This is a genomic window from Pseudomonas sp., from assembly GCF_049590575.1.
Taxonomy (GTDB): Bacteria; Pseudomonadota; Gammaproteobacteria; order Pseudomonadales; family Pseudomonadaceae; genus Aquipseudomonas.
This window is the reverse complement of record NZ_JBAWDE010000151.1, coordinates 1-9,074: the sequence shown is the minus strand read 5'-3', so window position 1 is coordinate 9,074 and position 9,074 is coordinate 1. Positions and strand designations below refer to the sequence as shown.

Sequence of the window (9,074 nt, the reverse complement as noted above, 5' to 3'; positions counted from 1 at the left end):
CCCGATGAGGGCGTGTCAGCCACCTGATAGGTTGCTGGTCCACTGCTATCGGGGGCAAGCCCCCTCCCACATAGAGCAAAACAGCAGAAGCCTGCATTTCATCTCTCTGTAGGAGACCATCATCATGGAATGGCTATCGGAATTTGGAGCCATCGCGGCGATGCAGGGGTTCAACGGCTTGTCCGTGTTCTGCGTGCTGTTGCTGATGGCATTGGGGCTGGCGATCATCTTCGGCCAGATGGGCGTGATCAACATGGCCCACGGCGAGTTCCTGACCATCGGCGCCTACACCACCTACGTGTGTTCCAGCCTGACCGCGCACTTCGCGCCGAGCTTTCAACCCTATTACTTCTTCTTTGCCATTGCCCTGTCATTCCTGGTCGCCGGCGCGGTCGGCTGGCTGGTGGAGTGGGCGATGATCAGCCGTCTGTACAAACGGCCGCTGGACACCTTGCTCGCCACCTGGGGCCTGTCGCTGGTGATGCAGCAAACGTTCCGCTCGGTATTCGGCGCGCGTGAAGTCAGCGCCGAACCGCCGGCCTGGCTGATGGGCTCGGTGAACTTCACCGACGCCATCGAGATCCCGCGCAACGGCCTGTTCATGATGGGCCTGACCCTGCTGCTGACCGCCGCGATCTTCCTGATGCTCTACCGCTCGCGCTGGGGCCTGCAGGTGCGCGCCACGGTGCAGAACCGCCTGATGAGCCGCGCGGTGGGCATCAATACACGCAAGGTCGACCGCATGACCTTCGCCCTCGGCTGCGGCGTGGCCGGTGTCGCGGGTGCGGCGTTCACTACCATCGGCTCCACCGGCCCGACGGCGGGTTCGCAGTACATCGTCGACACCTTCCTGGTGGTGGTGTTCGGCGGCGCGCAAAGCCTGTTCGGCACCATTGCCTCGGCGTTCGTGATTGCCCAGACCCAATCGCTGTCGGAGTTTTTCCTCAGTGGCTCGATGGCCAAGGTGCTGACCTTGTCCTCGGTGATTCTGATCCTGATGCTGCGCCCGCAAGGGTTGTTCTCCATCAAAGTGCGCAAGTAGAGGCGAGCAGATGAAGGCTTTAGACAAGCTGCTGGGCGGCCAGCAAAACCTGATCGGCATCGTGCTGCTGGCGTTGTTGATCCTGGTGGTATTTCCCCTGACCCTGGATGCGTTCCGCCTGAACATGGTCGGCAAATACCTCACCTACGCGTTCGTAGCGGTAGGCCTGGTGCTGTGCTGGGGCTATGGCGGCATTCTCAGCCTGGGGCAGGGCGTGTTCTTCGGGGTGGGCGGCTATTGCATGGCGATGTTCCTCAAGCTGGAGGCCTCGGACCCGGAAAGCACCAAGATCCAGTCCACTCCCGGCATCCCGGACTTCATGGACTGGAACCAGATCACCGAACTGCCGTGGCTGTGGCAGCCGTTTCACAGCTTCGGTTTTACCCTGTTCGCGGTGGTCGCGGTGCCGGTGTTGCTGGCGTTTATCATCGGCATCGCGCTGTTCAAGCGGCGCGTGGGCGATGTGTATTTCTCCATCGTGACCCAGGCGATTGCGCTGATCCTCACGGTGCTGATCGTCGGCCAGCAAGGCCTGACCGGTGGCGTCAACGGCATCACCGACCTCAAGACCCTGCTCGGCTGGGACCTGCGCACCGACAGCGCGAAAATGATCCTGTACTTCATCAACGCCGGGCTGCTGTTTGGCTGCATTTTTATCGGACGCTTTATCCTCGCGTCCAAGCTCGGCCGGCTGCTGATGGCGATGCGCGACAAAGAAGAACGCGTGCGGTTTTCCGGGTATGACGTGGCCAGTTTCAAGGTCTTCGTGTTCTGCGTGGCCGCGGCGTTCTCGGCGATTGGCGGGGCGATGTTTGCCTTGCAGGTCGGCTTTATGTCGCCGTCATTCGTCGGCATCGTGCCGTCAATCGAGATGGTGATTTTTGCCGCGGTCGGCGGGCGCATGTCGCTGCTCGGTGCGGTGTACGGCGCGCTGCTGGTGAACTACGGCAAAACCTACTTTTCCGAATCCTTTCCGGAGTTGTGGCTGTACCTGATGGGCGGGTTGTTTATCGCGGTGGTCATGTACTTCCCGAATGGCCTCGCCGGGTTGTGGGACAGCCACGGTCGCCAGGCCTTGGCCAAACTGCTGCGGCGTAAACCTGCTGTGAAAGCGGGCGTTAAACCCAAGGCTCAAAGCAAGACCCTGGAGACCCAGCCATGACCGCCGTCGGCTTTGAAATGAATAAACCGGTGCTGGCCATCGAAGGCCTCACCGTGTCGTTCGACGGCTTCAAGGCGGTCGACAACCTCAACCTGTACATCGACCGCAATGAGGTGCGCGTGGTAATCGGCCCGAATGGCGCCGGCAAGACCACGGTGCTCGACCTGATCTGCGGCAAGACCCGCGCCACCAGCGGCAGCATCCAGTTCGACGGCCAGGAACTGACCAAAATGCGCGAGTACAACATCGTGCGCGCCGGCGTCGGGCGCAAGTTCCAGAACCCGTCGATCTACGAAAACCTCACGGTATTTGAAAACCTCGAGATGTCCTACCCGGCCGGGCGCAAGGTCTGGGGCGCGCTGTTCTTCAAGCGCAACGCCCAGGTGATCGCGCGGGTGGAAGAAGTCGCGCGGGAGATCTTCCTCGGTGACCTGCTGCAACAACAGGCCGACCTGCTGTCCCACGGGCAAAAGCAATGGCTGGAAATCGGCATGTTGCTGATGCAGGACCCCGAGCTGCTGATGCTCGACGAACCGGTGGCCGGCATGAGCGTCAACGAACGCGCGCAAACCGCCGAACTGCTCAAGCGCATCAGCCAGGGCCGCTCGGTGCTGGTGATCGAGCACGACATGGAGTTTGTCAAAAGCATCGCGCACAAGGTCACGGTGCTGCACCAGGGCAAGGTGCTGGCCGAGGGCAGCATGGAGTCGGTGCAAAGTAACCCTAAAGTCATCGAAGTGTATTTGGGCCACTGAGGAAGCAGGCATGTTCAAGATTGACCAGTTGTCCTGCGGCTACGGGCAGAGCCAGATCCTCCACGACCTGGACCTGACTGTGGCCAAGCGCGAGATTGTCGCGGTGATGGGCCGCAATGGCATGGGCAAGACCACCTTGTTCAAGAGCCTGATGGGTATTTTGCCGCAGTGGAAGGGCCAGGTCAGCGTCGACGGCCACGACGTGTCGGCGCTGGAAACCCATGAGCGGGTGGCGCGCGGCATTGCCTATGTGCCCCAGGGCCGGATGATTTTCCCGAGCATGACGGTGCTGGAAAATATCCAGACCGGCCTGCCTGCCTCGGCGCGGGGCAAGGTGCCGGAGGATTTGTACGCGCTGTTCCCGGTGCTCTATGACATGCAGTCGCGCAAGGGCGGCAACCTCTCGGGCGGCCAGCAACAGCAGCTGGCGATAGCCCGGGCGCTGGCGACCAACCCCAAGGTGCTGTTGCTGGATGAACCCACCGAGGGCATCCAGCCGTCGATCATCAAGGACATTGCGCGCACGCTGAAGGAGATCCGCAACCTGCGCGATTTGACCATTGTGGTGTCGGAGCAGGTGCTGTCGTTCACCCTGGAAATCGCCGACCGCTTCCTGGTGATCGAGAAGGGCCGCTTCGTGATCGAAGAGACCCGGGACCGGGTGGATGAGGCGACCATAAGCCGTTACCTGTCCGTATAGATATAAAACCGCTCAAAATGTGGGAGGGGGCTTGCCCCCTCCCACATTTGTTTTGTGCTGCACCTGCGAGATTTATACGTCATCCGACGTATTCCCCGTTTTCACTGGCTCCACGAGACTGGATCGAACGCACCACACCATTCGTCCAGGAGCCAGCCCATGACCGAAACGCTGATCAAAGTCGACCTCAACCAGCCCGTCACCGAGAACGAGCAGATCCACAACCGCTGGCACCCGGATATCCCGATGGCCTGCTGGGTGAAACCGGGCGATGACTTCATCCTGGAAACCTACGACTGGACCGCCGGCGCGATCAAGAACAACGACGACGCCAGCGATGTGCGCGACGTCGATTTGTCCACCGTGCATTACCTCTCCGGCCCGGTCGGTGTGCACGGCGCCGAACCCGGTGACCTGCTGGTGGTGGACTTGCTCGATATCGGCGCCAAGGCCGATTCGCAATGGGGCTTCAACGGGTTTTTCTCGCGCCAGAACGGCGGCGGTTTCCTCACCGATCACTTCCCCAGCGCGCAAAAAGCCATTTGGGATTTCAAGGGCATGTTCACCCGCTCGCGGCACATTCCGGGCGTGAACTTTGCCGGCCTGATCCACCCCGGCCTGATCGGCTGCCTGCCCGACCCGGTGATGCTCGCCGACTGGAACCGTCGCGAACAGGAACTGATCGACACCAACCCCACCCGTGTGCCACCGCTGGCCAACGCGCCACTGGCCGCCACCGCGCACATGGGCAAGCTCCAGGGCCAGGCCCGTGACGATGCGGCCGCCACGGGCGCGCGCACCGTGCCGCCACGCGAGCATGGCGGTAACTGCGACATCAAGGATCTGTCCCGCGGCTCGAAGATCTTCTTCCCGGTCTACGTCAACGGCGCCGGGCTGTCGGTGGGTGACCTGCACTTCAGCCAGGGCGACGGCGAAATCACCTTTTGCGGCGCTATCGAGATGGCCGGCTGGGTGCATATGAAGGTCGAGCTGATCAAGGGTGGCATGGCCAAATACGGGATCAAGAACCCGGTGTTCAAGCCGAGCCCGATCACCCCGAACTACAAGAACTACCTGATCTTCGAAGGCATCTCGGTAGACGAGCAGGGCCAGCAACACTACCTCGACGTCAACGTCGCCTACCGCCAGGCGTGCCTGAATGCGATCAACTACCTGACCAAGTTCGGCTACTCACCGGCCCAGGGCTATGCGTTGCTCGGTTCGGCACCGGTGCAAGGGCATATCAGCGGCGTGGTGGATATTCCGAATGCCTGCGCGACCCTGTGGCTGCCGACGGAGATTTTCGAGTTCGATATCAACCCCAACGCCAACGGCCCGACCCAGTTCTTGGACGGCAGCATCGACCTGCCCATCGCCCCGGACCTGTAGCCATGCCGACCTACGAATACGCCTGCGACACCTGCGGCACTTTCACGCTGCTGCGGCCCATCGTCCAGCGCAACGAACCCAGCCAATGCCCGTACTGCCAAGGGGCAGGCGGGCAACTGATGATCTCGGCCCCGGCGCTGCAAACCCTGTCGGCCAACCAGCGCAAGGCCATCGCCGGCAACGAGCGCAGCGCCAACGCGCCGCAGACGGTCGGCGAGTACCAGCAAAGCCGCCGCCACCCAGCCGGCTGCAGCTGCTGCGGCACTGGCAAGAAGGTGCTGCCGAGCAAGGCCAACCCGTTGGGCCTTAAAACCAGGACCGGGCCACGCCCGTGGATGATCAGCCACTAGAACAGGAGCGTTGTTATGCGTCATGGCGACATTTCCAGCAGCCCGGACACCGTCGGTGTCGCGGTGGTGAACTACAAGATGCCGCGCCTGCACAGCAAGGCCGAGGTCATCGAGAACGCGCAGAAGATCGCCGAGATTATCCTCGGCATGAAGCAGGGTTTGCCCGGCATGGACCTGGTGGTGTTCCCGGAATACAGCACCATGGGCATCATGTACGACCACGACGAGATGATGGCCACCGCCGCGACAATTCCCGGCGAAGAAACCGCGATTTTCTCCGCCGCCTGCCGCCAGGCAAACACCTGGGGCGTATTTTCCCTGACCGGCGAACGCCACGAAGAGCACCCGCACAAGGCGCCGTATAACACCCTGGTGCTGATCAATAACCTCGGCGAAATCGTGCAGCGTTACCGCAAGTGCATTCCCTGGTGCCCCATCGAGGGTTGGTACCCAGGCGATCGCACCTACGTGTGCGAGGGGCCGAAGGGCCTGCAGGTCAGCCTGATTATCTGCGACGACGGCAACTACCCGGAGATCTGGCGCGATTGCGCGATGAAGGGCGCGGAACTGATCGTGCGTTGCCAGGGCTATATGTACCCGGCCAAGGAGCAGCAGGTGCAGATGTCCAAGAGCATGGCCTGGGCGAACAATTGCTACGTGGCCGTGGCGAATGCGGCGGGTTTCGACGGGGTGTATTCGTACTTCGGCCACTCGGCGATCATTGGATTTGATGGGCGCACGCTAGGGGAGTGCGGCGAGGAGGAAATGGGCATCCAGTACGCCCAGCTTTCGGTGTCGCAGATCCGCGATGCACGGGCCAACGACCAGTCGCAGAACCACCTGTTAAAGCTGCTGCACCGGGGGTACACCGGCATGCATGCCTCGGGCGATGGCGACAAGGGCGTGGCCGACTGCCCGTTCGAGTTCTACCGCACCTGGGTACTGGACGCGCAAAAGGCCCAGGAAAACGTCGAGAAAATCACCCGCAGCAGCGTGGGCGTGGCCGAGTGCCCAGTGGGGCAGTTGCCCCATGGCGGTAAAGAAAAAACTGCGGGGTAGGGCATGCGCTTTACCTTTGAACCGGCGCAGGTGATGGCCCTGCTGCGCAGCCGCATCGTGGGCCAGGACGCGGCGTTGGCCCAGGTGGAAAGCTTGCTCAAGGTGGTCAAGGCCGATATCGGCGAGCGTGATCGCCCCCTGAGCGTCAACCTGTTCATGGGCCCGACCGGCGTGGGCAAGACCGAAATCGTGCGCCTGCTGGCCCAGGCGCTGCACGGGCGTGCCGACGGCTTTTGCCGCATCGACATGCAGACCCTGGCCCAGGAGCATTACGCCGCCGCGCTCACCGGCGCGCCGCCCGGCTATGTGGGCAGCAAGGAGGGCATCAGCCTGTTCAACAGCGAGCTGATCCAGGGCAGCTACAGCCGGCCCGGCATCGTATTGTTCGATGAACTGGAAAAGGCCAGCCAGGAAGTGCTGCGCAGCCTGCTCGGCATCCTCGAAAACGGCCAACTGAGCCTGGCCGGTGGCACGCGCACCCTGGACTTTCGCAACAGCCTGATCTTCATGACCAGCAATATCGGCGCGCAACAGGCGCGTCGCCATCGCCAGCGCTTTGCCCACGGCTGGCGCCGCCTGCTGCGGGTATTTGCGCGGGGCGAGGCGGCGGTATTGGAAGACGCGCTGCATGGGCATTTCGAGCCGGAGTTTCTCAACCGCATCGACCGCATCCTGATGTTCCAGCCCATCGACGCGCAGTGGCTGCAGGCGCTGCTGGAGGTGGAACTGGGCAAACTCGATCAACGCCTGGCGGTGCAGCAGCGCACGTTAAGCGTGGATGTGCAGGCGAGGGCGTGGCTATGCCGTGACCACGATGTACGCTTTGGTGCGCGCGCACTGGGCCGGCGTTTGCGCGTCGAACTGGAACCGGCGATTGCCGAGTGTTTATTGCAGGGGCCTGCCCGGCATATGAAGGCGACCGTGCGCGACGCCTGCCTGGTGGTTGAACCCGCGCACTGATAAAGCACAGGAAGATAGGATCCAATTACGGTATAAACCTCGGATGCTTTAGCTCTTCGAGGCCCCGTTTTTCATGCAAAGCCCTTTGCAACGCCCGCTGTGGCAAATCTACCTGATCTTTCTGGCGCCGATGGTGCTGTCCAATTTCCTGCAGAGTTTCTCCGGCACCCTCAATGGCATCTATGTCGGGCAAATGCTCGGCACCCAGGCGCTGGCGGCGGTGTCGGGGATGTTTCCCATCGTGTTCTTTTTTATTGCCTTGGTGATCGGCCTGGGGGCGGGCGCGTCGGTGTTGATCGGGCAGGCCTGGGGCGCGCAGGAAACCGGCATGGTCAAGGCCATCACCGGTGCCACCTTGACCCTGGGTGCACTGGTGGGCTTGATCGCGGCGATCCTCGGCAGCCTGTTTGCGCGCCCGGCCTTGCAGGCCTTGGGCACGCCCGTGGATGTCCTCGACGACGCCGTGGGCTACGCGCAAATGATGATGCTGATCATGCCGTTGCTGCTGGTGTTTATCCTCTATACCCAGTTGCTGCGCGGCGTGAGTGACACGATTTCGCCGTTGCTGGCGCTGATGGTCTCGACCCTGGTCGGCCTGCTGCTGACACCGGCACTGATTCGCGGCTGGATCGGCCTGCCGCCCCTGGGCATCCAGAGCGCGGTGTACGCCGGCCTGGTGGGTAACGCCTCGGCCATGCTGTTTCTGATCCTGCGCCTGCGGCATAAAAACCATGTGATGGCGCCGGACCGTGAACTGCTCACGGCCTTGCGCCTGGATCGTGTGATTTTAGGCAAGGTCCTGCGCATCGGCCTGCCCACCGGCTTGCAGATGGTGGTGTTGTCGCTGTCGGAATTGGTCATCCTTGCCCTGGTCAACAGCCATGGCTCCCAGGCCACGGCGGCGTATGGCGCAGTGACGCAGATCGTCAATTACGTGCAATTCCCGGCGCTGTCGATTGCCATCACCGCCTCGATCCTCGGTGCCCAGGCGATTGGCGCGGGGCAGTTGGAGCGTATCGGGCCGATCCTGCGCACCGGGTTGTTGATCAATATGTGCCTCACCGGTGGCCTGATCCTGCTGGGTTATGGGTTGTCGCACTGGCTGCTCGGCCTGTTCATCACCGATGACGCGGCGCGGATGAATGCCGAACACCTGCTGCACATCATGTTGTGGAGCATCCTGGTGTTTGGCTTCCAAGCGGTGATCGGCGGCATCATGCGCGCCAGCGGTGTGGTGCTGATGCCGGTGGCGATCTCGATTTTCTGCGTGTTGTGCGTGGAACTGCCGATGGCGTACCTGCTCAACGCGCACTTTGGCCTGGAAGGCGTGTGGATGGCGTTCCCGGTGACTTACCTGGCGATGTTGGCGTTGCAGACCGCGTATTACCGGTTGGTGTGGCGCCACAAGCAGATCAAGCGGCTGATTTGACATGGCAAATCCTTACGCCGCATTGTTCCAGGCCCCCGGCTCCCGGGCGTTTGTACTGGCAGGCATGCTGGCGCGCATGCCGGTGTCGATGACCGGTATTGGCGTGATCACCATGCTGGCGCAAGTGCATGGCGGCTACGGCCTGGCCGGCTCGGTGGCGGCGGTGTTTGCCCTGGCCACGGCGTTTTGCGCGCCGCAGGTGTCGCGCCTGGTCGATCGCTACAGCCA

Annotated in this window: 9 protein-coding genes and 1 pseudogene; all 10 read left to right on the top strand. The window is 62.2% G+C overall.

Going from position 1 to position 9,074, the window contains the following annotated elements; genetic code table 11:
- The first annotated feature begins 124 nt into the window (after positions 1-124).
- Positions 125-1,042: an urea ABC transporter permease subunit UrtB gene (urtB, locus tag WBR57_RS11400; RefSeq protein ID WP_053256607.1), complete on the top strand. Its 918-nt coding sequence runs from the start codon at positions 125-127 to the stop codon at positions 1,040-1,042.
- Positions 1,043-1,052: 10 nt separating this feature from the next.
- Positions 1,053-2,204 (top strand): urea ABC transporter permease subunit UrtC, encoded by a 1,152-nt coding sequence (gene urtC / locus WBR57_RS11395; protein WP_424083918.1) that lies wholly within the window; start codon positions 1,053-1,055, stop codon positions 2,202-2,204.
- Positions 2,201-2,959: an urea ABC transporter ATP-binding protein UrtD gene (gene urtD / locus WBR57_RS11390; protein WP_122539048.1), complete on the top strand. Its 759-nt coding sequence runs from the start codon at positions 2,201-2,203 to the stop codon at positions 2,957-2,959. Before urtC ends, urtD begins: the two co-directional genes overlap by 4 nt.
- A gap of 10 nt (positions 2,960-2,969) precedes the next feature.
- Positions 2,970-3,659: an urea ABC transporter ATP-binding subunit UrtE gene (gene urtE / locus WBR57_RS11385; RefSeq protein WP_424083917.1), complete on the top strand. Its 690-nt coding sequence runs from the start codon at positions 2,970-2,972 to the stop codon at positions 3,657-3,659.
- 159 nt (positions 3,660-3,818) lie between these two features.
- Positions 3,819-5,048 (top strand): formamidase, encoded by a 1,230-nt coding sequence (gene fmdA, locus WBR57_RS11380; protein WP_424083916.1) that lies wholly within the window; start codon positions 3,819-3,821, stop codon positions 5,046-5,048.
- Between the two features lie 2 nt (positions 5,049-5,050).
- Positions 5,051-5,398: an FmdB family zinc ribbon protein gene (locus tag WBR57_RS11375; protein ID WP_424083915.1), complete on the top strand. Its 348-nt coding sequence runs from the start codon at positions 5,051-5,053 to the stop codon at positions 5,396-5,398.
- Positions 5,399-5,413: 15 nt separating this feature from the next.
- Complete coding sequence (locus tag WBR57_RS11370) at positions 5,414-6,457, top strand: aliphatic amidase (RefSeq protein ID WP_424083914.1); 1,044 nt, start codon at positions 5,414-5,416, stop codon at positions 6,455-6,457.
- A 3-nt stretch (positions 6,458-6,460) separates the two neighbouring features.
- The gene (locus WBR57_RS11365; RefSeq protein ID WP_424083913.1) at positions 6,461-7,417 is read left to right on the top strand and encodes an AAA family ATPase; all 957 of its coding nucleotides are present in this window, start codon (positions 6,461-6,463) and stop codon (positions 7,415-7,417) included.
- A 73-nt stretch (positions 7,418-7,490) separates the two neighbouring features.
- Complete coding sequence (locus WBR57_RS11360) at positions 7,491-8,846, top strand: MATE family efflux transporter (RefSeq protein WP_424083912.1); 1,356 nt, start codon at positions 7,491-7,493, stop codon at positions 8,844-8,846.
- Position 8,847: 1 nt separating this feature from the next.
- Positions 8,848-9,074, top strand: a pseudogene (locus WBR57_RS11355) (MFS transporter); the annotation flags it as partial.